This is a genomic window from Ensifer sp. EB106-03-01-XG145 (genome assembly GCF_058792075.1).
In genome coordinates this window covers 1-25467 of sequence record NZ_JBYTEC010000013.1, presented here as the reverse complement: position 1 = coordinate 25467, position 25467 = coordinate 1, and the positions used below count along the sequence as shown (strand labels likewise).

General features: G+C 63.0%; 21 protein-coding genes. 15 read left to right on the top strand and 6 right to left on the bottom strand.

Translation table 11 applies throughout. The features are described from left to right. Positions 1 to 117 precede the first annotated feature (117 nt). From AC3WWH_RS25205 to AC3WWH_RS25170, 8 genes are all read left to right on the top strand, one after another. Complete coding sequence (locus tag AC3WWH_RS25205) at positions 118 to 891, top strand: N-formylglutamate amidohydrolase (RefSeq protein WP_082616106.1); 774 nt, start codon at positions 118 to 120, stop codon at positions 889 to 891. A gap of 112 nt (positions 892 to 1003) precedes the next feature. After that, positions 1004 to 2551: an amino acid permease gene (locus tag AC3WWH_RS25200; RefSeq protein WP_057253390.1), complete on the top strand. Its 1548-nt coding sequence runs from the start codon at positions 1004 to 1006 to the stop codon at positions 2549 to 2551. Positions 2552 to 2701: 150 nt separating this feature from the next. Continuing rightward, on the top strand, positions 2702 to 4066 hold the full coding sequence (locus AC3WWH_RS25195; protein ID WP_057253392.1) for a glutamine synthetase family protein: 1365 nt from the start codon (positions 2702 to 2704) through the stop codon (positions 4064 to 4066). Between the two features lie 83 nt (positions 4067 to 4149). Next, on the top strand, positions 4150 to 5535 hold the full coding sequence (locus tag AC3WWH_RS25190) for an aldehyde dehydrogenase family protein (protein WP_058321852.1): 1386 nt from the start codon (positions 4150 to 4152) through the stop codon (positions 5533 to 5535). Next, the gene (locus AC3WWH_RS25185) at positions 5532 to 6677 is read left to right on the top strand and encodes an iron-containing alcohol dehydrogenase (protein WP_058321853.1); all 1146 of its coding nucleotides are present in this window, start codon (positions 5532 to 5534) and stop codon (positions 6675 to 6677) included. The genes AC3WWH_RS25190 and AC3WWH_RS25185 overlap by 4 nt, the downstream gene beginning before the upstream one ends. 239 nt (positions 6678 to 6916) lie before the next feature. Continuing rightward, positions 6917 to 7663, top strand: a complete 747-nt coding sequence (locus AC3WWH_RS25180; RefSeq protein ID WP_082640745.1) for a ParA family protein — start codon at positions 6917 to 6919, stop codon at positions 7661 to 7663. A gap of 188 nt (positions 7664 to 7851) precedes the next feature. Next, positions 7852 to 8571 carry an AAA family ATPase gene (locus tag AC3WWH_RS25175; RefSeq protein ID WP_058321854.1) on the top strand — a complete coding sequence of 240 codons (720 nt, stop codon included), beginning with the start codon at positions 7852 to 7854 and terminating at the stop codon, positions 8569 to 8571. Between the two features lie 452 nt (positions 8572 to 9023). After that, positions 9024 to 10544: a globin-coupled sensor protein gene (locus AC3WWH_RS25170; RefSeq protein ID WP_162752648.1), complete on the top strand. Its 1521-nt coding sequence runs from the start codon at positions 9024 to 9026 to the stop codon at positions 10542 to 10544. A 95-nt stretch (positions 10545 to 10639) separates the two neighbouring features. On the opposite strand, the gene AC3WWH_RS25165 is transcribed toward AC3WWH_RS25170, so the two are convergent. From AC3WWH_RS25165 to AC3WWH_RS25155, 3 genes are all read right to left on the bottom strand, one after another. Continuing rightward, positions 10640 to 11170, bottom strand: coding sequence for a dihydrofolate reductase family protein (locus AC3WWH_RS25165; protein WP_058321856.1), 531 nt, complete (start codon positions 11168 to 11170; stop codon positions 10640 to 10642). Positions 11171 to 11582: 412 nt separating this feature from the next. Next, positions 11583 to 12872, bottom strand: a complete 1290-nt coding sequence (locus tag AC3WWH_RS25160) for an NAD(P)/FAD-dependent oxidoreductase (RefSeq protein WP_058321857.1) — start codon at positions 12870 to 12872, stop codon at positions 11583 to 11585. Between the two features lie 373 nt (positions 12873 to 13245). Further along, on the bottom strand, positions 13246 to 14673 hold the full coding sequence (locus AC3WWH_RS25155; protein WP_058321858.1) for a L,D-transpeptidase family protein: 1428 nt from the start codon (positions 14671 to 14673) through the stop codon (positions 13246 to 13248). 164 nt (positions 14674 to 14837) lie between these two features. On the opposite strand from AC3WWH_RS25155, the gene AC3WWH_RS25150 reads away from it, so the two are divergent. The 3 genes from AC3WWH_RS25150 (at position 14838) to AC3WWH_RS25140 (ending at position 16528) form a co-directional block, all read left to right on the top strand. Further along, positions 14838 to 15683, top strand: a complete 846-nt coding sequence (locus tag AC3WWH_RS25150; protein ID WP_492377317.1) for a DUF4432 family protein — start codon at positions 14838 to 14840, stop codon at positions 15681 to 15683. Between the two features lie 90 nt (positions 15684 to 15773). Then, entirely contained in the window at positions 15774 to 16112 is a 339-nt protein-coding gene (locus AC3WWH_RS25145) for a protein tyrosine phosphatase family protein (RefSeq protein WP_057253408.1), read from the top strand. Positions 16113 to 16177: 65 nt separating this feature from the next. After that, the gene (locus AC3WWH_RS25140) at positions 16178 to 16528 is read left to right on the top strand and encodes a cupin domain-containing protein (protein WP_058321860.1); all 351 of its coding nucleotides are present in this window, start codon (positions 16178 to 16180) and stop codon (positions 16526 to 16528) included. Positions 16529 to 16792: 264 nt separating this feature from the next. On the opposite strand, the gene AC3WWH_RS25135 is transcribed toward AC3WWH_RS25140, so the two are convergent. From AC3WWH_RS25135 to AC3WWH_RS25125, 3 genes are read right to left on the bottom strand one after another with little or no spacing between them, the layout of a single operon-like run. Further along, positions 16793 to 18439 carry a thiamine pyrophosphate-binding protein gene (locus AC3WWH_RS25135; RefSeq protein WP_058321861.1) on the bottom strand — a complete coding sequence of 549 codons (1647 nt, stop codon included), beginning with the start codon at positions 18437 to 18439 and terminating at the stop codon, positions 16793 to 16795. Between the two features lie 45 nt (positions 18440 to 18484). After that, on the bottom strand, positions 18485 to 19438 hold the full coding sequence (locus AC3WWH_RS25130; protein WP_057253414.1) for a DMT family transporter: 954 nt from the start codon (positions 19436 to 19438) through the stop codon (positions 18485 to 18487). 11 nt (positions 19439 to 19449) lie between these two features. After that, positions 19450 to 20385 (bottom strand): alpha/beta fold hydrolase, encoded by a 936-nt coding sequence (locus AC3WWH_RS25125; protein WP_057253416.1) that lies wholly within the window; start codon positions 20383 to 20385, stop codon positions 19450 to 19452. A gap of 185 nt (positions 20386 to 20570) precedes the next feature. On the opposite strand from AC3WWH_RS25125, the gene AC3WWH_RS25120 reads away from it, so the two are divergent. The 4 genes from AC3WWH_RS25120 (at position 20571) to metF (ending at position 25372) form a co-directional block, all read left to right on the top strand. Continuing rightward, positions 20571 to 21353: a ribonuclease T2 gene (locus AC3WWH_RS25120; RefSeq protein ID WP_245299092.1), complete on the top strand. Its 783-nt coding sequence runs from the start codon at positions 20571 to 20573 to the stop codon at positions 21351 to 21353. A gap of 167 nt (positions 21354 to 21520) precedes the next feature. After that, positions 21521 to 23170 carry an energy-dependent translational throttle protein EttA gene (ettA, locus tag AC3WWH_RS25115; protein ID WP_057253423.1) on the top strand — a complete coding sequence of 550 codons (1650 nt, stop codon included), beginning with the start codon at positions 21521 to 21523 and terminating at the stop codon, positions 23168 to 23170. 229 nt (positions 23171 to 23399) lie between these two features. Further along, positions 23400 to 24419, top strand: coding sequence for an ArsR/SmtB family transcription factor (locus AC3WWH_RS25110; RefSeq protein WP_058321869.1), 1020 nt, complete (start codon positions 23400 to 23402; stop codon positions 24417 to 24419). 2 nt (positions 24420 to 24421) lie between these two features. Next, positions 24422 to 25372, top strand: a complete 951-nt coding sequence (gene metF, locus AC3WWH_RS25105) for a methylenetetrahydrofolate reductase [NAD(P)H] (RefSeq protein WP_058321863.1) — start codon at positions 24422 to 24424, stop codon at positions 25370 to 25372. Positions 25373 to 25467: the final 95 nt, after the last annotated feature.

Sequence of the window (25467 nt, the reverse complement as noted above, 5' to 3'; positions counted from 1 at the left end):
CAATTGGAGTCAATCGCAATTTTGAAGAGATCGTTTCAGATTTCGATTGACACTCGCCAATCTCTGAAGAATTCTTTTCATTAACGAACGTCTAACGGGCAAAAGGGGATGCCGGTGTTGACGCGACTTTTGACCGAAGCAGATGGCGATCCGGTTGCGATCGAAAACGCCACAGGGAAGGGCGATATCGTGCTCGTCTGCGAGCACGCCTCGCGTCGGGTTCCGGAGCGCCTCGGTACGCTCGGGCTTACGGAGCAAGCGCTCGAAAGTCATATCGCCTGGGACCCGGGCGCGCTCGCCGTCGCCAAGCTTCTCGCCGCCAAGCTCGATGCGGCGTTGATCTACCAGCGCTTCTCGCGGCTTGCCTATGATTGCAACCGCCCGCCCGAGGCAGAGGCGGCGATGCCGGTTCTGAGCGAAGTTTACGAGATCCCGGGAAACCGGACGATGACCGACGACGAGCGGCAGGCGCGGGTCGAGGAGATCTATCGCCCGTTTCACGATTCGGTCGCGCGCTTCGTTTCCGCCCGCAAGGCCGCCGGCAGGCCGCCGATCCTGGTGACGATGCATAGCTTCACGCCCGTCTATTTCGGCAAGCCGCGGGCCGTCGAGGTCGGTATCCTGCACGATGCGGACAGCCGCCTTGCCGACCACATGCTGGCGGTCGCGACGAAGGGGCAGGTCGCCTACGACATCCGCCGCAACGAGCCCTATGGCCCGGCCGACGGCGTTACTCACAGTCTGATTGAATACGGCGTCCTCAACGGACTGCCGAATGTGATGATCGAGATCCGCAACGATCTCATTCGCAATGACATCGGCCAAAGGGTCATGGCCGACTATCTGGAAGGATTGCTCCGCAAAGGCGCAGTGGCACTTTCAGCACAATAAAAGACCCTGGGGAGCGGCTTGCCGCGGTCCTGTTCCGGCCAGCCGGGGCAGGTGGTTGATGGGACCCTGCCGCAATGGGGCGGTGTGGTCTGAATAAATCAGGGGAAGAAAAATGTCAGACTACAGCGATTTGGACAAAAAGCAGGACATGAGTGTCTTGCACTCGATGGGCTATGCCCAGGAGCTCGAGCGGCGCATGAGCCAGTTCTCGAACTTCGCGGTGTCGTTCTCGATCATCTGCATTCTCTCCGGCGGCATCAATTCGCTCGCCCAGGCGACAGCCGGCGCAGGGGGCGCCGCGATCGGCATCGGCTGGCCGCTTGGCTGCTTCATTTCCTTGGTCTTTGCGGTCGCCATGGCGCAGATCAGCTCGGCCTATCCGACGGCCGGCGGCCTCTACCACTGGGGTTCGATCCTTGGTAACCGCTTTACCGGCTGGGTGACCGCCTGGTTCAACCTGCTCGGTCTCGTCACCGTTCTCGGCGCGATCAACGTCGGCACCTATTACTTCTTCATGGGTTCCTTCGGCACGCCCTATTTCGCGCTGGAGGACACAACCACTACCCGCATCGTCTTCCTGGCGATCATCACCGGCGCACAGGCGCTCGTGAACCACATGGGCATCGGGCTCACCGCCAAGCTCACCGATTTCTCCGGCTACCTGATCTTCGCAACTGCGATCCTGCTTGCCGTCGTTTGCCTCGCGGCCGCCGACAGCTACGACATCGCAAGGCTCTTCACCTTCTCCAACTATTCCGGTGAAGCCGGCGGCAACGTCTGGCCGCAGACGTCGGGCACCTGGGTGTTCCTGCTCGGCCTTCTGCTGCCGATCTACACGATCACCGGCTACGACGCTTCTGCCCACACCTCGGAAGAAACCGTCAAGGCGGCCGAATCCGTGCCGCGCGGTATGGTTTCTTCCGTGCTCTGGTCGGCGCTCTTCGGCTACATCATGCTGTGCGCCTTCGTGCTGATGATCCCGAACATGGACGAAGCTGCCAAGCAGGGCTGGAACGTGTTCTTCTGGGCGATGGACGCCCAAGTCAACCCGGTCATAAAGGACATCCTCTATCTCGCCATCCTCGTCAGCCAGTGGCTGTGCGGCCTGGCGACGGTGACCTCGGTATCACGCATGATCTTCGCCTTCTCGCGTGACGGCGGTCTGCCGGCCTCCAGGGCGCTCGCCAAGGTCAGCCCGACCCACCGGTCGCCGGTTGCGGCGATCTGGACCGGCTCGATCCTCTCGGTCCTGTTCGTCTGGGGCTCGTCGCTCGTGTCGATCGGCGAAACGCCGGTTTATACGATCGTCGTCTCGTGCACGGTCATCTTCCTGTTCTTCTCCTTCGCGATCCCGATCACGCTCGGCCTTTTCGCCTGGGGAACCTCGAAGTGGGATAAAATGGGCCCGTGGAACCTGGGCGAGGCGATGTTCAAGCTCTTCGCGGTTCTGTCGATCATCGCCATGGTGCTGATCTTCGTTCTCGGTATCCAACCGCCGAACGACTGGGCGCTCTACATCACCGTGGGCTTCCTGGTGCTGACGGCTCTGATCTGGTTCGGCTTCGAAACCCGCCGCTTCCGCGGCCCGCCGATCGGCGACGAAGTGGCGCGCCGCCAGGCCGAGATTGCCGCTGCCGAAAAGGCCGTCGGCGAAGTCTGAACACCAACAAAATGGGCGGGAGCGCGACCGCGACTTCCGCCTTTTCTTTTCCGGAGCGTGTCCGGTTACTTGAACGAATCACGTCCACGCGGCCCAAAAATATCGTGACCCAAGGGAACGGCCGCGTGACCAAACATGGGATGGAAGTTGATGAGCTATACGTTTGATGAGTTGAAGGAAGACGTCGCCGCCGGGCGCATCGATACGGTTCTCGCCTGCCAGGTCGACATGCAGGGCCGGCTGATGGGCAAGCGCTTCCACGCGCAGTTCTTCGTCGACGGCGCCTGGAAGGAAACGCATAGCTGCAACTATCTGCTTGCGACCGACATGGAGATGGAGACCGTTCCCGGCTACAAGGCGACGAGCTGGGAGAAGGGCTACGGCGACTATACGATGAAGCCGGACCTTTCGACACTTCGCCGCATTCCCTGGCTCGAAGGCACGGCGCTCGTGCTTTGCGACATGCTCGACCATCACACCCACGAGGAAGTGCCGCACTCGCCGCGCGCGATCCTGAAGAAGCAGGTGGCGCGGCTTGAGAAGATGGGGCTCAAGGCCTACATGGCGAGCGAGCTCGAATTCTTCCTGTTCGACCAGTCCTACGACGATGCCCGCCAATCCGGCTATCGCGACCTGCAACTCGTCAGCGGCTACAACGAGGACTACCACATCTTCCAGACCACCAAGGAAGAGGATGTGATGCGGGCGATCCGCAACGGCCTGCAGGGCGCCGGCATCCCGGTCGAAAATTCCAAGGGCGAGGCGTCGGCCGGGCAGGAAGAGATCAACGTGCGTTATGCCGACGCGCTGACGATGGCCGACCGGCACGCGATCATCAAGAATGGCTGCAAGGAGATCGCCTGGTCGCGCGGCAAGGCCATCACCTTCCTCGCCAAGTGGAATTATTCGGCCGCCGGCTCCTCCTCGCATATCCACCAGTCGCTCTGGAGTGCCGACGGCAAGACCTCGAAATTCTTCGACGAGAGCGGCAAATACGGCATGTCGGAGATGATGCGCCACTATGTGGCGGGGCTGCTGACCCATGCGAGCGAGATCACCTATTTCCTTGCGCCCTACATCAACTCCTACAAGCGCTTCATGGCCGGCACCTTCGCGCCGACCAAGGCGGTCTGGAGCAAGGATAACCGCACCGCCGGCTATCGCCTTTGCGGCGAGGACACCAAGGCGATCCGCATCGAATGCCGCGTCGGCGGCTCCGATCTCAATCCCTATCTCGCCTTCGCGGCTTTGATCGCGGCCGGCATTTCCGGTATCGAGAACAAGATGGAACTGGAAGCGCCCTTCGTCGGCGACGCCTATGGCGGCAAGGACGTGCGCGAGATCCCGCGCACGCTGAGAGACGCGACCGCAGCGCTCAGCGAATCCAAGATGCTGCGCGCCGCCTTTGGTGACGAGGTCATCGAGCATTACGCGCGGGCCGGGCGCTGGGAGCAGGAAGAATACGACCGCCGCGTCACCGATTGGGAGGTCGCACGCGGTTTCGAACGGGCCTGATCCTGGTCCCTATCTCTCACACGGTGGCCGATCCTGGCAGGGTCGGCCACCGCATCATTCGCAATGAAAGCAGGAAAACGATCATGAGCATGATCAAGTGCATTTCGCCCGTGAACGGCGAAGTCTACGCGGAACGCCCGGCGATGCCGCTGGAGCTGGCAAAACAGGTGGTTTCCCGCGCCCGCCAGGCGCAGAAGGCCTGGGCGCGCCGTCCGCTCGACGAGCGCGTCAACCTGGTGCTATCAGGTGTCGCCCGCCTCAATGAAATGGTCGACGAGGTGGTGCCGGAGCTTGCCTGGCAGATGGGCCGGCCGGTGCGCTACGGCGGCGAGTTCAAAGGCTTCAACGAGCGCGGGAACTATGTCGCGACGATCGCCGCCGATGCGCTGAAGCCGCTGGTGATCGAGGAAAGCGACCGCTTCGAGCGCCGCATCGCCCGCGAGCCGCATGGCGTCGTCTTCGTCGTCGCGCCGTGGAACTATCCTTACATGACCGCGATCAACACGGTCGCCCCGGCGCTGATGGCCGGCAATACCGTCATCATCAAACATGCGAGCCAGACGATCCTCGTCGGCGAGCGCATGGTGCGCGCCTTCGTCGAGGCCGGCGTTCCCGCCGACGTCTTCCAGAACATCTTCCTCGACCATGAGACATCAGCGGCGCTGATTGCTGCCAAGAGCTTCGATTTCGTCAACTTCACCGGCTCGGTCGAGGGCGGACGGTCGATCGAGCGCGCGGCTGCCGGCACCTTCACCGGTCTCGGCCTCGAACTCGGCGGCAAGGATCCGGGCTACGTCATGGAAGACGCCGACCTCGATGCGGCCGTCGACACGCTGATGGATGGCGCCACTTACAATTCCGGCCAGTGCTGCTGCGGCATCGAGCGCATCTACGTGCATGAAAAGCTCTATGACACCTTCGTCGAGAAGTCGGTCGCCTGGGTTTCCAATTACAAGCTCGGCAATCCGCTCGATCCGGAAACGACGCTCGGGCCGATGGCAAACAAGCGCTTTGCCGCGACCGTGCGCGAGCAGATCGCCGATGCGGTTGCCAAGGGCGCCAAGGCGCTGATCGATCCGAAACTGTTCCCGCAGGACGATGGCGGCGCCTATCTCGCGCCGCAGATCCTTACCAATGTCGATCACTCCATGGCCTTCATGCGCGAAGAGACCTTTGGTCCGGCCGTCGGCATCATGAAGGTGAAGAGCGACAGCCAGGCGATCGAGCTGATGAACGACTCGCAATATGGCCTCACCGCATCGCTCTGGACCAAGGATGCCGAGCGCGCCGCGCGCATCGGCGCCGACATCGAGACCGGCACGGTGTTCATGAACCGCGCCGACTATCTCGACCCGGCGCTTTGCTGGACCGGCGTCAAGGAAACGGGCCGTGGCGGCTCGCTCTCGGTCATCGGCTTCCAGAACCTTACCCGTCCGAAATCCTACCATCTGAAGAAAGTCACCGCATGACCATCACCGCCAACTGGAGCTATCCGACCGCCATCAAGTTCGGTGCCGGCCGGATCAAGGAGCTTGCCGACCATTGCAAGGCGGCGGGCATGAAGAAGCCGCTGCTGATCACCGACCGGGGCCTCGCGCCGATGGCGATCACCCAGAACGCGCTCGATATCCTGAGCGCCGCCGGTCTCGGCCGGGCGATCTTCGCCGATGTCGATCCGAACCCGAATGACGTCAACCTTGAAGCCGGCGTCAAGGCCTTCAAGGATGGCGGTCATGATGGCGTCGTCGCCTTCGGCGGCGGCTCGGGCCTCGATCTCGGCAAGTGCGTCGCCTTCATGGCCGGGCAGAGCCGCCCGGTCTGGGACTTTGAGGACATCGGCGACTGGTGGACACGCGCGAGCGTCGAAGGCATTGCGCCGATCGTCGCCGTGCCGACCACGGCCGGCACCGGGTCGGAAGTCGGCCGCGCCAGCGTCATCACCAATTCGGCAAGCCACGTAAAGAAGGTGATCTTCCACCCGAAGTTCCTGCCGGCAGTGACAATCTGCGACCCGGAACTGACGGTCGGCATGCCGAAGGTGATCACCGCCGGCACCGGCATGGACGCTTTCGCCCATTGCCTGGAAGCCTATTCCTCGCCGTTCTACCATCCGATGTCGGCCGGCATTGCGCTCGAAGGTATGCGGCTGGTGAAAGAGTATCTGCCGCGCGCCTACAAGGACGGCACGGACATTGAGGCCCGCGCCAACATGATGAGCGCGGCCGCCATGGGTGCCGTTGCCTTCCAGAAGGGCCTTGGCGCCATCCACTCGCTGTCGCATCCGGTCGGCGCAATCTACAACACCCATCACGGCATGACCAATGCGGTGGTGATGCCGCCGGTGCTGCGCTTCAACCGCCCGGCGATCGAGGAGAAGATCACGCGCGCTGCCGCCTATCTCGGCATTTCCGGCGGCTTCGATGGCTTCTACGACTACGTGTTGAAGCTGCGCGAAGAGCTCGGCGTTCCGGACAAGCTGTCGGCTCTTGGCGTCGGTACCGACCGCATCGACGAAATGTCGGAGATGGCGATCGTCGACCCAACGGCCGGCGGCAACCCGGTCGAACTGACGTTGGATGCCGCGAAGAAACTCTTCCGCGAGTGCATCTGACATAGTGTTGCTGGCGCCTCGCCCGGGTGAGGCGCCAGATCTCCCTTAGTTTAGAGGGGTCGAAAATACCACTTGCCATTGCAGCTGATTTGTCACCTAATTGTCACGGAACTGTCACGATTTGGTTCCCTGGAAGCGCGTCCTTTACAGTTCGTTTACCGCGATCTGAAACGCTTCCATTAGAGTGTGCGTATGTTTCGGCCGGAACCAGAGGGCCGTGGGTGAGTTAGGGTCGAGCAATGGGGATTATGTCCCTCGCGAATGCGAAGGGGGGAGCTGGCAAGACGACGGCAGCGTTGCTGCTCGCCTGCGAATACGCCCGGAACGGCGACAGGGTCGCGGTTCTCGATTGCGACCAGCTCGCCTGCATGACCGACTGGTTTAGGCACGGTCGAAGCGACAGCAATCTCTCCGTCATCTCCGGTGTCACTACGACCACCCTCAGCGACCACCTCAGGCGGCTGCGCGGTCGCGTCGAGCATGTGGTCATCGACCTCTCGGGAGCGGCCGACGTGCTGGTCGCCCTTGCGATAGGGCTTTCCGACCTGACGCTGATCCCGGTTCAGGGCTGCGTCATGGATGCGCGCGGTGCCACGCAGGTGCTCGAACTGATCCGCTATATCGAGAACAATGCGCGCGCCAATATCAACCATGCGGTGCTGTTGACACGGGTCAACGCCATCGTGACGACGCGGGCGATGCGCAAGGTCAAGCTGATGCTGGCCGAATGCAAGATCCGCCTCGTCGATACGCCGCTGGTAGAACGCACGGCTTTTCGCGAACTGTTCGAGCAGGGCGATACGCTCTATTCGCTCGATGCTGCCAGGGTCAGTAATCTGGCAAAGGCCCAGGCCAATGCCCGCGCCTTTGCCGATGATGTGCTGAGGCTGCTCAACCCGGCCGGAGAAACGATGCGGCACGGTCCGTTCTCATCGATGTGCTACCGCTCGGAGCGGGCGGCGGACCCGGTCGCACTGCCGGCCTGAGAGCCGGAACCTCTGCTGTTTTGATCTTCATTGCGGCGTGCCGCCGGTCTTCCGGCCGCGTGACTGTCAGGTTTCACGTTCGTGCGTTACCAATTCGTTAACCATGTTCTGAAAGGTTTCGTTAAGAAGCGAACCACCGGCCATGGCCGTCGGGTTCAGCGCGGAACACGCACAGAATGAGGAATATCATGGCGGTCATCACTTTCGCCAATGCAAAGGGCGGCGCGGGCAAGACGACGGCAGCGCTGATCCTGTCGACCGAGCTGGCAAGGCAAGGACATCGTGTCGTGGTTCTCGATGCCGATCCGCAGCGCTGGATCACAAGCTGGGCCGAAGCTTCCGGCCACATCGCCAATCTCACGGTCATCTCGCATATCACGCCCGGCTCGCTCGAATGTCATATCCGCGAGATGAAGGACGAGGCTGATTACATCGTCATCGATCTCGCGGGCGCGAAAGACCAAATTGTCGCACTGGCGCTGGCCATTTCCGATCAGGTGCTGATCCCGGTGCAGGGATGCGCCATGGATGCGCGCGGCGCGGCGCAGATTCTCGAACTCATCCGCCAGATCGAGGACCGGTCCAAGCAACGCATCAACCATTCGGTCGTGCTGACCCGCGTCAATTCGCTCGTCACCACGCGCGCGCTGCAGACGATCAAAGCCATGCTCGCCGAACGCGGCGTCTCGGTGCTCGACACGCCGATCGTCGAGCGCGCCGCCTATCGCGAGATTTTCGACTGCGGCGGCACGCTGCAGACGATGGATCCGGCCCGTGTCAGCAACCTCGACAAGGCGCGCGAAAACGCCTTCGCATTGGCAAAAGAAGTGCAGGCGCTGTTGCCGGTCAAGGCGCGCCGTTCCTGGGCCGCACGCATGCCGTCCTGGGCGTCGCGCAACGCCGCCTGATCTTTTCCTCGAATTGTTCCCTTTCAACCGGAATTGACGTTCGTCAGTTCCGGTTGAATCCTGTTTCAGCCTTCGCGAAATAGCTGTCGTCCGTAAGGCTTCTTTTACCCTGTGCTTCTAACAGTGGCCAAGGACACAGCTTGCCCCGCGATATCAGCAATCGGGCAATCGGCCGCCATGACTGCGGCCATGATCTCAGACGCCTACAGCGCCGCGCGTCTTATCAGACGCGCAAAGGTCGCTGTAGCACTTTGAAGTGCTGCATGTTTTTGTCCCTTAATCGAATACGATTAAAGGAAACATGCAGTGCGCCGTCGATCCTGTCTCCATGATCCACAACAGCGCCGCGCGTCTTATCGGGCGCGCCAAGGTCGTTGTATCACTTTGAACTGCTGCATGTTTTTGTCCTCAGATCGAAAAACATGCAGGAGAGCATGCAGGGAAGTTCGCGCATGAAAACGGAACACACCGCTGCCGGCACGCAGGATGTTGCCGGTCGTCTGAATTTCATGGCGCTCGACGATGCCGCCAGAACGAGCCTCAAGGCGCTGAAGCCGATCCTTGAAAAGGAACTGAAGCCGGCGCTCGACAAGTTCTACGGCAAGGTGAAGGCGACGCCCGAGACGAAGCGCTTCTTTTCGTCCGACAGCCATATCGACCGCGCCAAGGGCGCGCAGGTCGGCCACTGGGCAAACATCGCCGACGCCAATTTCAATGAAGACTACAGCGCCAAGGTCCGCACCATCGGCCAGGTCCACGCGCGCATCGGCCTCGAGCCGCGCTGGTATATCGGCGGCTATGCGCTGATCGCCGAGCACCTGATCACCGAAATCGTCAAAGCCCATTGGCCGAAGGCCGGTCTGTTCTCGCGCCAGACGACTTCGGCCGAGGAAATGGGCGCGATGCTGTCGAGCCTCGTCAAGGGCGTGTTCCTCGACATGGACCTGTCGATCTCGGTCTACATGGATGCGTCCGACGTGACCAAGCAGCGGGCCGTCCAGGAGGAAGTGCTGGCGGCCGAGCGCGCGCTGATCAGCAAGACATTCGGCGCCGCCTTGAAGAAGATCGCCGACGGCGATCTGACTGCGCGCATCGGCGCCGATCTGCCGGTCGCCTATCAGGAGCTTGGCGAAAACTTCAACCACGCGATCGGCGAGCTCTCTCGTGCCATCGGCGGCATCGAGGCCGGCGCCAGCCAGATCCACACGAGCGCCAAGGAAATCGCAGCGGCGGCCGACGATCTTGCCCGGCGGACGGAGCGGCAGGCGGCCAATCTCGAAGAAACGGCGGCAGCCGTCGAGCAGGTGACGCGCACGGTCAAGCAGACGGCCGAAGGCGCCAACCAGGCGAATTCGACAGTGATCGCGGCGCGCGCCAATGCCGAACAGAGCGGCGAGATCGTCAGCCACGCGATCGAGGTGATGCAGGAGATCCAGACGTCGTCTGCCAGCATCGCCCGGATCGTCGACGTGATCGACGAGATCGCCTTCCAGACCAACCTGCTGGCGCTGAACGCCGGTATCGAAGCGGCGCGGGCCGGCGAGGCGGGCAGGGGCTTTGCCGTTGTTGCGTCGGAAGTCCGCGCGCTCGCACAGCGCTGTGCCGACGCAGCGAAGGATATCCAGGGGCTGATCGCCAAGTCACGCGGCCAGGTGGACGATGGGGTGAACTCGGTCAACCAGGTGGCCCAGTCGCTGCAGCAGATCGTGGCGCAGGTGGTCGAAGTCAGCTCCGTCTTCGGCGCCATCCGCGCCAGCACCGCCGAACAGGCAACCGGCCTGCAGGAGGTCAACACCGCGATCACCCAGATGGACCAGATCACCCAGCAGAATGCCGCGATGGTCGAACAGGCCAACGCCGCAAGCCAGGCGCTGACGGGCGAGGCCGAGCACATCGCGACGCGGCTCCGGGCGTTCCGGACGTCTGGGCAAGTGCAGGTCGCCGTCGCTTCGGGCTACCGCGCGGCGGCTTGATCGTGCATTCCGTCTTGAAAGACGACGCCTCGGGTCAGGCATGATCCGGGGCGTTTATTTGTCGGACTGGGAGGCCCGCGTTTTCGCCAGCGAGATCAAGCAGGAACGTAGGTCAACCTGATCACATCCTCGCCAATCCGATCATGAGCTACGAGACGGAGCGGCGGTCGGGGGCCGGCGAAATAGGGGTTGCCGTGACCCAGTACGACCGGGTGCAGGTAGATCCGATACTCGTCGATCAAGCCAAGTTCGGTGAGGCTGTGCGCCAAGACCGGGCCAGCCACTTCGATCTCTCCGTCGTGCTCAGCCTTCAGCTTGCGCACTTCGCTGGCAAGATCGCGGTCGACGAGCCGGGCGTTGGGGCCGACAGACGACAGGGAGCGCGAAACGACATATTTCGGCTGCCTGCGCCATGCCGCCGCAAAGGCCTGTTCGTCCGCATCCCATTCAGGATGCTCGTCGTCCCAGTAGCGCATGATCTCGTAAATACCGCGACCGTATAGGCTGCCCGTCTGCTGCTCGGCCTCCTTGATGAAGTGGCGGAAGAGCGTGGGGCTCGGCGCAAACTCCATGTGGTCGACGTAGCCATCCAGGGACTGGTTCATTCCGAACACGAGTTTTGCCATAGCCGCTTCCTTCCCTACATGGAATACCGCACGGATCTGATTGTGAATTGCAATCGGTGTAGGATAGGTCGACTGCTTTTGTAACGCAATCGGTTTTTGGTGAATACTTGAACACCCGCGTTCGGGCTGTCCGATCAATCTTTCTCTCGAATGGCCGGGAGTCGCTGGAGCTTGATCGTCATCTCGCGATCCGATGTGCCTCGTGGCTGCAACTTCCGCGAGTTGTTGACCCGGCCAGAGGTGCGGATAGCCGCACACATTCTGGTCGGCCGGCCGGTGGTCTGAAGAAGGCCGGTGTGCCGGGACCGACCCAGAATGGTCGCGGAGCTTTCCTTCAGGACGACAGAGAAGGATAGTTGCCTGCGCGGTGGCGGACCGGCATGACCGGTCCAGCGTGTCTGCCGAGTAGCACTCAAAACCGCCGGTCGATGAAATGCTTGGCCTGGGCGCCGGCGTGGTAGAAGGCCGACTTCACGGTGCGCCAGGTGTCTGGGGTTACCGGTGTTTCCGCAAGCGGGATCGCCGAGGTCTCGCCGGTGACGTGGTTCGCCAGAGCCCGGCCGAAGACGGTGCCCGGCGCAATGCCGCGGCCGTTGTAGCCGCTGACGGAAACCACGTTGGGGGCGAGCGTGTGCATGGCCGGTAGGTTGTTGGTGGTCATGCCGATGCGGCCGTCCCACCAGTATTCAAAGCGGAAGTCGCCGATGAAGGGGAAGAGCTTGCGCAGCGAGCGGGCGGCAAACGCACGATGCGTGCCTTCGGCGATCGCGTCGAGCCGGCCGATCGAGCCAAAGATCAGCCGGTTCTGCTGGTCCATGCGGAACGACGTCATGACGAGGCCGGTGTCCCAGGTGCCCTGGCGCTCCGGCAGGATACGGCTTGCAACCGCATCGGGCAGCGGATTGGTGGCGAATTGGAAATAGGGCAGGATCGTCAGTTCCTGCGTATGCGCCTGCCACGGGCTTTCGGCGAAGAGGCCGCCATAGGCGTTGGTAGCAAGGATCACCTGCTTGGCGCGGATGACGCTGTTGCCGGCTTTCAGCACCCAGGTCTCGCCCTGGCGTTCGGCGCCTGTCAGTGGCGTGTCGGTGTAGATCTCGGCACCGGCAGCAAGGGCTGCGCGTGCCAGGCCGCGGGCATAGGCGAGCGGCTGGATGGTGCCGGCGCGGCGATCGAGCAGGGCGCCGGAAAAGCCTTCGGCGCCGGTGAGCGCATGCGCCCGCTCGGCCGAAAGTGCCTCGACCGGGGCGCCGCGCTTCTGCCATTGCGCTTCGCGGTCTTTGATTTCCGTGACACCGTCGCTACCGACGGCCATGTGCAGCGTGCCGTTGCGCACCGCCTCGCAGGCGATGCCGTATTTTTCGACCAGGGCATAGACCATCGACGGGCCGTCACCGAGTTCGGTGAGCAGGCGGTTGCCGGCGGCCGGGCCGAGGGTCGAGATGAGATCGTCGGGCTTGACCCACATGCCGGCATTGACGAGGCCAACATTGCGGCCGGAGCCGCCGAAGCCGATCATCTTCGCCTCGATCACCGTCGCCTTCACGCCCTTTTCGGCGAGGTGCAGGGCTGCCGATAGGCCGGTGAAGCCGCCGCCGATGATCGCGACATCGGTCGTCAGGTCGCGGGTGAGCGGCCTGGTTTCGGGCGCGGCCGGTGCCGTCGCATGCCAGAGGTTGGGCAGGGTGCGCTCCGTCGCCATCGCGGCAATCCTTCAAGTGCTGCCGGACGTCCGGCTATAGGTCAGGGTTCTCTCGGTGATAGCCGATTGCGGGGAAAATTCTCATGACAATGTTTCATGAAGTCATGATGCAAGGCCGGCCGGAGGCATCGGGGCGCTGCGCGGTGGGGCGATGGAGAAAAACCGCAGCTGGGTCGTCGGCAGCTGCGGTCTTGTAAATGTATACGTCTGAAAAATCTTTGCCGAAACGTCGTCAAGCTTCGGCGATACATCTTTAAAAACGTGCCTGTCGTGGATGGTCAATCAGGCAATGCCATCTTCTATGCCGTTTGGCCGAAGTCACTCACCCAATTGGGGGAAATGGTGCAAAAAAGCTTTCGGCAACGCAATGGCGTCAATCGACGAATTCGACGGTCACGCCGGGGCTGACCATCTTGGCGAGCTCGGTCGCATCCCAATTGGTCAGGCGCACGCAGCCGTGGCTCTGGGTCTTGCCGATCTTGGAGGGTTCCGGCGTGCCGTGAATGCCGTAGGTCGGCTTCGAGAGCGCGATCCAGACGGTGCCGACCGGGCCGTTCGGGCCGGGCTGCAACGTGAGGATCTTGTCGTTGTTGCCCTGCCTGAAGTTGATCTTCGGGTTGTAGGTGTAGCCCGGATTGAGCGCGATGCGCTCGACATTGACGGTGCCCGAAGGCGATGGCGTGTCGGACGAGCCGATCGTTGCCGGATAGGCGGCGATCAGCTTGCCGGTGTCGTCATAGGCGAGCACCTGCTTGCGCGCCTTGTCGGCGAGGATGCGGGCGACCTTGCCGGCCTTGTTCGCACCCGGATTGATCACCTTGATGATGGTGCCCGGGATGGTGAAGTCGACGCCCGGGTTCAGCTCGCGCAGATAGGCTTCGTCCATGTGGAACTTTTCGCCGAGCATTTCCGTCGTCGAGGTGAAGGACATATGCGGCAGCATCGCCTTGTGCGCGTAGTCCTCCGGGATCGACGCGACATAGGGGCCGGCAGCGTCGGCAGCCGTGATCGTATAGCTGGTGATCGGCATGCCGCCGCTCATGCGCAGCCGCTCGAGGATGTCCTCGGTGTTGTTGGGGTCGAGCGTCTCGCCGGTCGACTGCTGCCAGGCCTCGATCGCCTTGGTCACGTTCGAGCCCATCTTACCGTCGATCACGCCGGGCGAAAAACCTTCTCGGTCGAGGAAAACCTGCAGGGCGGTGATCTCGGCGCGCGACTTGCTCTTGACCGTCATTGCCGGCGGCATCGACTGGCGCATGGGCTGGGTGTCGTTCGGATCGATCGCGGCTTCTTCAGTGCCGTCGATCAGGCCCGGAAGGCTGTTCGGCAGCTCGTTGCCATCGGTGGATGGCGGCACCACGTCGCGGTAGTCGGGGATGGAACCGGTGACTTCGCCAGGCTCGGAATAGCCGTAGCCGCGCTCGGTGTCGCGGTTGCGGCGGTTCGAATAGATGTCGACGTCGCCCTCGCGGCGATAGCCGCCATAGCCATCCTGGCGGCCGCGATTGGGCACGACGGTCGCCACCACATTGCCCCAGCTATCGATCAGCAGCGTGCGCCCGCGGCTGTCGCGCATGGTCTGCACCTCATCGGCGCGCGGCACGTAGTCGAGAATTTCGCCATCGGGCGTGACCAGCATGACGTCGTCGCCATAGCGATTTCTGCCGCGATAGTCCTGCGCGAAAGCGGCCGTCAAATCCGCGGCGAGAAAGCCGGCTGCGGCGAGAATCGAGAGGCCGATGCGGGTCGCTGACGTCACGTGAGAACCTGTCTTCATTGTAGCGAATGTGGCGCGGTACATTTGGATTTCGACGTTAATGTGAAAAAAATGAATTCATCATGAACAAGCGGTTAAATTCTATCTAGGCGGAGCAGACTTCGGCTTCAACCAATGAAATGTGGCTCTCCTCAGATATCATCGCTTTGTGATTGCAGTGATTCTACGGCCGATTTGAGGAAGAGGACATGCTGAGAACGCTCGAAGAACCTGCGGACGGCCAAGAGAATCATGTGCTGTTCGATCGTCTTTCCGCGCTCGACATCGCCGCCTTCGTCGTCGATGGCGTCGACCTGTCGCCGGGTGCCGCGATCCCCTCTGACGGCGATATCAGGATCGACCGGGCGCTTGCCGGATTTCTCTTCACCGGCGGCCCCGAGCATATCCGCCATCCTGAGCCGATCGAGGGCGGCGCGGACGGCGCGCGCTACCCGCTGCATGGGTCGCTTGCCGGGACTGCGGTCAGCCACACGCAGATGGCGAGCGATGGAGCCGAGTGCACGGCGACGATCGAGGTGGCGCTAGCCGATGGCGGGCAGGCGCGGATCGAGCGGCGGTGGCGGATCGATGCGGGGCGGCACGAAGTCGTGCTCGAGGATCGCGTCGTCAACGTGGGGACCTCGGCGTTTCCGCCGATGATGATGTATCACGTCAACATCGCCGGCAGGCTGCTCGGGCCGGTCACCCGTATCCTCAGCGCTTCGCTTGCAGGCGGGGAGAGCGCCTGGCGCTTCGGCAATGGCGAGAGCGCGCATTTTTGCCTGCCAGCGGCCATCGGTTCCGACGGCTGGTCGGACGTCACGCTTGTGGGTCTTGCCGGACTCGGTGGGCGCAATCTCCAGGTGCGGTTCCGCATCGACACGCTGCCCTTCCTGCAGATGTGGCGCTGTCAGCGCGGCGAGGCGGATGTGATCAGCATCGAGCCGGTATCGCACCGGATTGCCAAGCGGCCGGAGCTGGCGGCCGCCGGTGAACTGACGCCACTCCTGCCGGGCGAGGCGCGGAGCTATGCGATTGCCTTTGCCGTCGTCTGATCTGGCATCTGGAACACGCGGCTTTTGAATTGACGCGGGGAAGGGCTGCGCCTACATCAGAGGCCACCACATTTCCTGAGGAAGACGACCATGGACATCCGCCAGATCAACGACGAATACTCGGTCTCCGGCCAGATCACCGTCGAGGATCTCGACCAGATCAAGGCGCTCGGTTTCAAGTCCATCGTCTGCCACCGCCCGGATTTCGAGGCGCCGGATCAGCCGACCTTCGATTCGATCGCTGCCCGCGCCGAAGAGCTCGGCATCGAAACCAAGCACATTCCCGTCGGCCCGATGGGTGTGACGGCAGACGCGGTAACGAGCATGGTCGATGCGCTCGACGAGTTCCAGCGCCCGATGCTCGGCTATTGCCGCTCCGGCGCGCGCTCGACGGCCGTTTACCAGCAGACCCAGCATATTCGCGGCTGAGCCAGACGCCAGTTTTGTAGATCGCGCTCGGTCGCGTTCGTTTGAACGAACGACGGAGGATCGGCATGGCCGAAGCGCATCTCATCACGCGCGAGCAATGGGCGGATGAGCCCGAGGTCTGGAAGGGCGAGTTTGAGGGCGGTCCCTATGGCGCGGGCCTCTCGGTGATTTTCTTTTGCACTGACCGCGTCGGCGATGGGCCGAAACTGCACCGCCATCCCTATCCCGAGACCTTCATCGTGCGCGTCGGCCGGGCGCGCTTTACCGTCGGCGACCGCACCATCGATGCTGAAGCCGGCGAGATCGTCGTGGCGCCGGCCAATGTGCCGCACAAGTTCGAGAATCTCGGGCCCGGCCGGCTGGAGACGACCGACCTGCATGCGGCCGGCGCGTTTTCGACGGAGTGGCTCGAGTAGGCGGCTCGGGTCGCAGGATAGGGTCGGTTGCAGGCGTGGCTATTTCCCGCGCCGCCGACGCGGCGCTGCTGGATTCCTGTGACAAGCACAGGAATGAGGGAATGCCAGGAGATGCTGCCGCATAGTTATGCCTGGTTTCCACGGAGGCTGACTACGTCGGATGACCGGGGTGCTAGGTCCCAACGCCCTCATTCCTGTGCTTGTCACAGGAATCCAGCCACGGCGCGTCCGCGCCGTGATTGAACCTTCGCCAACAAGACCTGCTCAGCCGTTCCTGATCTCGCTCAGCGTACGCGTCGGCGTAATCGCCTCCGGATCGAGCTTGATCTCGATGATCGACGGTTTGCCGCTGGCGCGCGCCCTGAGGAACGCGTCGGCAAATTCTTCCGTCTTCTCGACCGTTTCGCCGTGTCCGCCATAGGCGCGGGCGAGCGCCGCGAAATCCGGATTGGTGAGGTCGGTGGCGCTGACACGGCCGGGATATTCGCGTTCCTGGTGCATGCGGATGGTGCCGTAGATGCCGTTGTTGACGACGACGGTGATGATCGGCAGGCGGTAGCGCACGGCGGTCGCGAATTCCTGTCCATGCATCAGGAAGCAGCCATCGCCGGCAAAGCAGATGACCTCGCGATCCGGATGAAGCTGCTTGGCGGCAACGGCGGCCGGCAGGCCGTAACCCATCGAGCCGGAGGCGGGAGCGGCCTGCGTCGCAAAGCGTCGGAAGCGGTGGAAGCGATGTACCCAGGTGGCATAGTTGCCGGCGCCATTGGTGAAGATCGTATCCTGAGGCACGTTTGCCTCGATCCAGTTCATGATCGGGCCCATCTGCACCGCACCTGGACCGGTCTCCGGCGGCGTCGACCATTTGAGATAGGCCGCGTGCATGATTTCCGTGCGCTCGGACCAGACGGGTTCGCCTGCGGGCGCAAGGCCCTCGAGGGCGGCGACGAAGTCGTTCGGGCTTGCGGCGATCGCCAGCTCCGGCCGGTAGACGCGGCCGAGCTCGGAACTATCGGGATACACATGCACCAGCGTCTGGCGCGGGTAGGGGCTATCCATCAGCGTGTAGCCGGAGGACGGCATTTCCGAGAAGCGGCCGCCGAGAAGCAGCACGAGATCGGCCTCCTTGATCTCCTTGGCGAGTGCCGGGTTGATGCCGATGCCGACATCGCCGGCATACATTGGATGCAGGTGATCGAAGAGCATCTGGCGGCGGAAGGAGCAACCGACGGGCAGCTTCCAGCGCTCGGCGAAGCGCTGGAAATCCGCGACGCTTTCCGCGGTCCAGCGGGTGCCGCCGATAATGGCGATCGGCCGCTTGGCGGCGGCAAGCATTTCGCCGAGCCGCTTTACCTGCGCCGGGCCCGGATGGCCTTCGACCGGCTGGTAGGCCTTGGCGGCCGGCGCCTCGGCGCTGCGGGTCAGCATGTCTTCGGGCAGCGTCAGCACGACCGGGCCGGGGCGGCCGGACGTGGCGACGGCGAAGGCGCGGGTGACGAATTCCGGAATGCGGGCAGGATCGTCGATCTCGCCGACCCACTTGGCCACTTCGGTGAAGGCGCGGCGGTATTCGATCTCCTGGAAGGCTTCGCGCTCGCGGGCCTCGCTCTGCACCTGGCCGATGAAGAGGATCATCGGGATCGAGTCCTGCCGTGCGACATGGAGACCCGCCGACGCGTTGGTCGCGCCGGGGCCGCGGGTCACCATGCAGATGCCGGGCTCACCCGTCAGCCGGCCCCAGGCATCCGCCATCATTGCGGCGCCGCCTTCCTGGCGGCAGACGAGCACGTCGATGTCGGTGTCGTAAAGCGCGTCCAGCACAGCCAGGTAGCTCTCCCCCGGCACGCAAGCGATGCGTTTCACGCCATTGGCGACGAGTGCGTCGACGACGAGCTGGCCTCCAGTTTTCATGATCTTCCTCCCGATGGTCTTTCTTTTGTAGTCTGATTGTTGTTGTCAGATGGCTGGCGACACCGGAGCGACGCTCGTGTCCTTGTGTATGCGGCGCTCGCGCCAGATGATGTAGAGGCCGGAGCCGATGATGATGGCGATGCCGAGCCACTTCAGTGCATCAGGCAGATCGCCGAAGACGAGCCAGCCGAAGATCGTCGCCGAGACGATTTCCAGATATTGCAGCGGTGCCAGCACCGACGCCGGGGCCGCACGATAGGCGTAGACGCCGAGCACGCCGGAGATGGTGGCGGTGACGCCGACGCCGAGCAGATAGTACCAGGTGTAGCCCTGCGGCCAGACCGGATCGAAGATGCCGGAACCGGTGCCTTCGCCGAAATAGAGAAGCACGAGGCAGAAGAGCCCGCCCCAGATGCCGGCATGAAATTGCATCGACCAGGGGTCCTCGTTCTGCGCGACCATGCGGGTGACGAGCAGGAACACGGCAAGGCCGAAGGCGGCGACAACAGGCAGAAGCGCGATCCAACCGACCTCCTGCATGCTCGGCTGGATGACGAGCAGCGCGCCGAAGAAGCCGACGCCGCAGGCGGTGTAACGCCGCCAGCCGATGGTCTCTTTCAGGAAGATGCTGCCGAGGATCGTCAGGATGATCGGCTCGACGAAGAAGATCGCAATTGCGTCGGCAACCTCCATCACCTTCAGCGTGGTGATGAAGGAGAGCATCGTCACGACCAGGAGGCCGCCGCGCAACGCATGCAGACCCGTCTTGCGCCAGGTGAGATCAAAGAGGCTGCCGCGGAAGAGCACGATCGGCAGGATGAAGACGACCTGAAGCAGGAAGCGGACGGCGGTGATTTCGGCCGAAGGGACGGTCGCAATCGCCAGCTTGGCGAAGATGTCGATCAGCGGCGACAGGAGCACCGAGATCACCATCAGCGTCAGCCCGAAGGAGATGCGGTTGTGGTCCGTGGCGATCTTTTGAAGGGACATGTCGGCCATGATATTTCCGGTCAGCGCCTGCCTGCGACGGCGCCCAAGCACCAGGCGGCAAAGTCCGCCGTCGCCTGTTCCCGGCCGAGTTCGTTGAGGGTCTCGTGGCGCATGCCGTCATAAACGGTGACGGTAACGTTGGTCAGACCGGCCGCTTTCATCTTGGCGCCGAGCCAGCGAATGGCATTGCCCATCTCGGTTGACGGGTCGGCGCTGCCGCCGACGAGATGAATGGGCAGGTCCTTGCGGAGCCGCGTCAGCCGGTCGGGCCGGGCGCCGCCGAAGGATAGCCGGAAAAGGTCGAGCCAGAGCGAGACGGTCGCATCGAAACCGCAGAGCGGGTCGGCCGCGTATTTCGCGACCTCGGCATCGTCGCGCGAGAGCCAGTCGAGATCGGTCTTGCGATCCTTGATCGCGCCGCCCCACATGCCGAAGGTAAGCTTGGTCAGGAGCGGGCTCGGCACATCCGAACCCTTCAGCGCCTTCTCGATTTTCAGGATCATCTGGCCGCCGCGGCCGGCGAGGCCGGGACGGAAATTGGAGTTCCAGACGGCGAGCGCATCATAGAGGCCGGGATCAGCCTCGGCTGCGTTCAGCGCAATCAGCCCGCCCATGGAATGGCCGAAGAGGATGACGGGAAGACCCGGATGGGCGGCGGTCGCGATTTCGCGCACAGCCCGGATATCGGCGAAGATCTTGTCGAGGCCGTCGCGGCTCGAAAACATGCCGAGCGGGGCGTCGGGCGCGCGCGTCTCGCCATGGCCGCGATGGTCGTGGGCATAGACCTGGAAGCCATGCGCGGCCATCGCTTCGGCAAAGCGGGCGTAGCGGCCGGAATGTTCGGCAAGGCCGTGGCTGATGAGGAGGATGCCGCGCGCATGAGCGGTCGCGGGGAAATGGCGCCAGCTCAAGGTGGCTCCGGTCGGGCTCTGATGTGTCTTCACCTGCCCGAACACGATTTCCCCCGGCAACAACGACAGACCAATTCGATATCAAATCGATTTGCAAGGCAAAGGCAATCGCCGCTTGTTGCTCGTTGCGCATGAGGTCACACGCGAATGTGCGCTCATCTTAATTAAGAGTTGCAATTTTCCCGTTTTGAGCGATATTCGTTCCTGTTTTGTTTCAGCAGGAGGATATCATGGTTAGTTTCTGTAAGGCGATATCGGGTCCGATGGCAGGACTGCTGGCGGCGTTGGCGCTGTTCCTTGCGCCGGCCGCCTTTGCTGCCGGCGAGGAAATGTCGGATCAAGGGGGTTCCGAAGGCGCGACCAGCCGCACGGAATATGTGCTGGCGGTGAGCTGGCAGCCGGGCTTCTGCGAAACGCGGCCGCAACGCAAGGAATGCGAAAGCCAGACCGCAGAGCGTTTCGACGCCACCAATCTCTCGCTGCATGGCCTCTGGCCCCTGCGCAAAAGCTATTGCGGGGTAACGGCCGAGGTGCGCGCGAAGGATCGCAAGGGCAGCTGGCTTGAACTGCCGAAACTCGCCATGGCAGACGACACGGCGGCGCGGCTGCTGATCGCCATGCCCGGCGTGCAATCCGGCCTCGACCGGCACCAGTGGCTGCGCAGCGGCACCTGCCAGAGCGGCTCGATCGATGACTATTTCTCGGCGCAGCTGCGCATGCTGGAGGAGCTCAACCGCTCGGCGGTCGGCGCGCTGTTCCGTCAGCGCATCGGCTCCGAACTCGACGAGGCGACGATCAAGCAGGCCTTCGACCAGAGTTTTGGCACTGGCGCCGGCGACCGGGTGCGCATGCGCTGCCAGACGGTTCAGGGGCGCAGCATCATCACCGGGTTGACGATCGGGCTGACCGGCGACGTCATGAAGGCGTCCAGCCTCGTACCGCTGATCCAGGCGGCGGGGCCGACCGAGTTCAAATGCGCCAAGGGTATTGCCGATACGGCCGGGCGAAGCTGACCCGCTTTGCAGGCACTGTTCTTCGGCAGCGAATGTGCTGGAGGCGCAGGGTTGCCGCATGGGATAGGTGGGGGGACAAGCCGAGGCGAATGCCTTTGCTCATTGCCCCCTTCCTATAATTCGCCTACATAGCGGGCAAATTTCCTTTCCCTGCGGAGCATTCCCTTATGGCACGTCAGTTTATCTATCATATGGCCGGACTTAATAAGTCCTACGGCGCGAAGAAGGTTCTCGAGAACGTTCATCTGTCGTTCTACCCGGACGCCAAGATCGGTATCCTCGGCCCGAACGGCGCCGGTAAGTCGACGGTTCTGCGCATCATGGCCGGCCTCGACAAGGAATTCACCGGCGAAGCCTGGGTAGCCGAGGGTGCCACCGTCGGCTACCTGCCGCAGGAGCCGCAGCTTGATCCGACGAAGACGGTGCTTGAGAACGCAATGGAAGGCGTTGCCAAGAAGACCGCGATCGTCGAGCGCTACAACGAACTGATGATGAACTATTCCGACGAGACGGCGGAAGAGGGGGCGAAGCTCCAGGACATCATCGACAGCCAGAACCTCTGGGATCTCGAAAGCCAGGTCGAGATGGCCATGGAAGCGCTGCGCTGCCCGCCGGGTGATGCCGACGTCACCAGCCTTTCCGGCGGTGAAAAGCGCCGTGTGGCTCTCTGCAAGCTGCTGCTCTCGCAGCCGGACCTCTTGCTGCTCGACGAACCGACCAACCATCTCGACGCCGAGACCATCGCCTGGCTCGAAAAGCACCTGCGCGAATATCCCGGCGCCGTGCTGATGATCACCCACGACCGCTACTTCCTCGACAACGTCACCGGCTGGATCCTCGAGCTCGACCGTGGCCGCAGCATTCCCTACGAAGGCAACTACTCGGCCTACCTCGTCGCCAAGGCCAAGCGCATGCAGCAGGAAGGCCGTGAAGAGGCCTCCCGCCAGAAGGCGATCGCCCGCGAACAGGAGTGGATCGCATCGAGCCCCAAGGCCCGCCAGGCCAAGTCCAAGGCGCGTATCCGCTCCTATGACGAACTGGTCAACGCGGCGGAAAACCAGCGTCCGGGCGACGCGCAGATCATCATCCCGGTCGGCGAACGTCTCGGCCAGGTGGTCATCGAGATGGAGGGCGTCACCAAGGGCTACGGCGATCGCCTGCTGATCGACGGCCTGTCGCTCAAGCTGCCGCCGGGCGGCATCGTCGGCATCATCGGCGCGAACGGCGCCGGGAAGACGACGCTCTTCCGCATGATCACCGGCCAGGAGCAGGTCGACAGCGGCTCGATCCGCATCGGCGACACCGTGCATCTCGGTTATGTCGACCAGAGCCGCGATGCGCTCGACGGCAACAAGACCGTGTGGGAAGAAATCTCCGGCGGTGCCGAAGTCATCAAGCTCGGCAAGTACGAGATGAACTCGCGCGCCTATTGCTCGACCTTCAACTTCAAGGGCGGCGACCAGCAGCAGAAGGTCGGCAACCTCTCGGGTGGTCAGCGCAACCGCGTTCACCTCGCCAAGATGCTGAAGGCCGGCGGCAACGTGCTGCTGCTCGACGAACCGACCAACGACCTCGATACCGAGACGCTCGCAGCACTCGAAGTCGCGCTCGAAAACTTCGCCGGCTGCGCCGTTATCATCAGCCACGACCGCATGTTCCTCGACCGCCTGGCAACGCACATCCTCGCCTTTGAAGGCGACAGCCAGGTCGAATGGTTCGAAGGCAACTTCGAAGACTACGAGAAGGACAAGATCCGCCGCCTCGGCCCGGACTCGGTCAACCCGAAGCGCGTCACCTACAAGCGCCTGACGCGCTGATCAGAGCCAAGGCGCCGCATTTCCTTGCGGCGCCCAGCGCACCGCGGCAGCGCCGCGAACGCTGGAACTGAAAGTCTATTGTACGGGAACGGGCGAAGCGCAGGCTCCGCCCGTTTTCCTTTGCATGCCCTGTTCCGCAAGCGTCATTGTTTGGCCTCTCCGCGCAAATCCGCTTGCACCGACATCGCAAATCACATAAACATATCTTTATGTGTTGATGGGGATCGCGATGGCTGTTCAGAAAGAACTGGGTCTGGATGCGCTGGTGGACGTGCTGAAGGCGGCAGGAGAGCCGACCCGCATGCGTCTCGTCGCCTTGCTTGCCGCCGGCGACCTCACCGTTACCGATCTTACCGAAATTCTCGGGCAATCGCAGCCGCGTATTTCGCGGCACCTGAAGCTGCTTGCCGAAGTCGAGCTCATCGACCGTTATCAGGAAGGCGCCTGGGCCTATTTCCGTCTCAGGCAGGATGGCGCCCGTGTCGGGCTCGTGCGGGCCATGCTGGCGTCGGCGTCCGCTGACGACGCGGTGCTTTCGCGCGATGCGGCGCGGCTGACCACCCTGAAGAAGGCGAGGGCCGAGAAGGCGCAGGCCTATTTCAGCCGCAACGCCGCCGGCTGGGACGAGCTTCGCCGCCTGCATGTCAGCGAGCGCGATGTCGAGGCGAAGCTGCGCGAGATGGTCGGCGACGAACCGGTCGAGAGCCTGCTCGATCTCGGAACCGGCACCGGGCGCATCCTGCAGCTCTTCGAAGGGCTCTATCGTCGCGGCGTCGGCGTCGATGCCAGCCGCGACATGCTGGCCGTGGCGCGCTCCAATCTCGAACGCGCCGGCATTACCAAGGCGTCAATCCGCCACGGCGATATCTTCAACCTGCCGCTCGACGGGCACGCCTTCGATCTCGTCACCATTCACCAGGTGCTGCATTTCCTCGACGAGCCGGAGGCGGCGATTGCGGAAGCTGCACGCATGCTGATGCCGGGCGGTCGTCTTGTCATCATCGACTTTGCGCCGCACGGGCTCGAGCATCTGCGCGACGAACACGCCCATGCGCGCCTTGGCTTCTCGCATCAGGTAATCTCCGATTGGCTCGCCAAGGCCGGCCTGGTGCTCGAAAAGACCACGGACCTTTCGCCGGAAGGGGCCGAGGAAGAAAAGCTGACGGTGACGATCTGGCTGGCGCGCGACCGGCGCGCCGTGAATGAGAATGAAACGCCGCGGCCGCGCGTCCATGCAGGGGGAGTTTGAGAATGACGGCACAGACGCTTTATCCGGCCGAGCGTGGCAATCTGAGGCTCTCCTTCGAGTACTTCCCCCCCAAGACCGACGAAATGGAAGTGCAACTCTTCCAGACGGCGGGAGATCTTTCCATCTTCGGTCCTGCCTTCGTGACGGTTACCTACGGCGCAGGCGGCTCGACCAAGGCGCGCTCGCTGACGACCGTGCGGCGGATGGTCGAGGAGAAGGGCTTTGCCAATACGGCCGCGCACCTGACCTGCGTCGGCGCACCGAAGGCGGAAGTCGATGCGGTCATCGATGAGTACATCGATTATGGCGTCCGCCATTTCGTGGCGCTGCGCGGCGACCCGCAGGGCGGCATCGGCAGCGCCTATCAGCCGCATCCGGACGGCTATGCGAGCAGCACCGACCTGGTGCGGGCGATCCGCGCGCGGGGCGACGATATCGAGATTTCCGTCTCCTCCTATCCGGAGAAGCATCCGGAGAGCCCTGACGTGGCCGCCGATATCGACATGCTGAAGCGCAAGGTTGACGCCGGAGCCAACCGGGCACTGACCCAGTTCTTCTTCGACAACAACGATTTCGAGCGCTATCTCGAACGGGTGCGCCGCGCCGGTATCAACATCCCGATCGTGCCGGGCATCCTGCCGATCAACAATCTGGCGCAGGTGCAGAAGTTTGCCGGCCTCTGTGGCGCGAGCGTGCCGGAGGCGATCGTCACCCGGCTCGTGCATCTGGAAGACCGGCCGGCCGAGCGCTTCAAGGAGGCGACCCATATCGCTGCCGAGCAGATCGTCGATCTCGCCCGACGCGGTGTTCGCGACTTCCACCTCTACACGATGAACCGTTCTCCGCTGGTGACCGCGGTCCTGGATCTCGTCGGTTTCGAGCAGGTAGCGCTCGAGGCGAACGATGCTCTCGACGAAGCGCCACGGACGAGGGCGGCGGGCGCTGCCGCCTGAACCCTACTGCATGTTTTGTCCTTTAATCGTAGCCGATTAAAGGACAAAAACATGCAGCAATTCAAAGTGCTACAGCGACCTTTGCGCGTCTGATA